The following is a 712-nucleotide window of genomic DNA, read 5'->3' on the forward strand; positions in this document are numbered from 1 at the left end:
GACAGCAACAGTATCTTTAGCTTCGTTAAAACAATGCTAACTTTGCCATTACTTATCTTTGTCGTATTCGCTACCGTAAAGCATGTCATCCTTAAATTGATATCCAAGTTTGACCGTTTTCATGAGTATATATTCTTGCTGACAATTGGTTGGTGCCTGGGTGTTGCAGAACTCGCACATTACATTGGGTTATCTTCTGAAATCGGCGCTTTTATCGCAGGCATCAGCATCGCGACTAGCCCAATCGCCCAATATATCGCCGAGCATTTAAAACCGCTTCGTGACTTCTTTTTAGTTCTGTTTTTCTTTTCGCTGGGCGCTTCATTCAACTTAGGCTTACTGGCAGACGTTATTCTCCCCTCACTACTACTGGCTGGGCTGATTATTGTTATCAAGCCAGTGATATTCCGTTGGTTGCTTACGCGCAGCAAAGAACCCAATGACATTGCCTGGGAAGCTGGTTTTCGATTAGGCCAAATTAGTGAGTTTTCGTTACTGATTGCCTACCTGGCAACCGCATCGGCTTTGATAGGGACCGAGGCCTCCCACCTTATCCAGGCCACAGCAATACTGACTTTCATCTTTAACTCATATATTGTTATCTTTAACTTCCCCAATCCGATCGCTATTAGCGACAAATTAAGACGAGATTAATGCCCAAAGCTCCTTGCCCCTGTGGGTCTTCCCTGACGTATGACGACTGCTGTGCTCT

General features: G+C 44.7%; 2 protein-coding genes. Both read left to right on the forward strand.

From position 1 onward, the window contains the following. Positions 1-654 (forward strand): cation:proton antiporter (locus tag A3756_RS19245; protein WP_197481392.1); only part of this gene is annotated, 654 nt, incomplete at its 5' end. Then, on the forward strand, positions 654-712 hold a 59-nt coding region (locus tag A3756_RS29325), incomplete at its 3' end, for an SEC-C metal-binding domain-containing protein (RefSeq protein WP_197481393.1). The genes A3756_RS19245 and A3756_RS29325, both read left to right, overlap by 1 nt.

The sequence above is a fragment of the Oleiphilus sp. HI0086 genome (genome assembly GCF_001635225.1).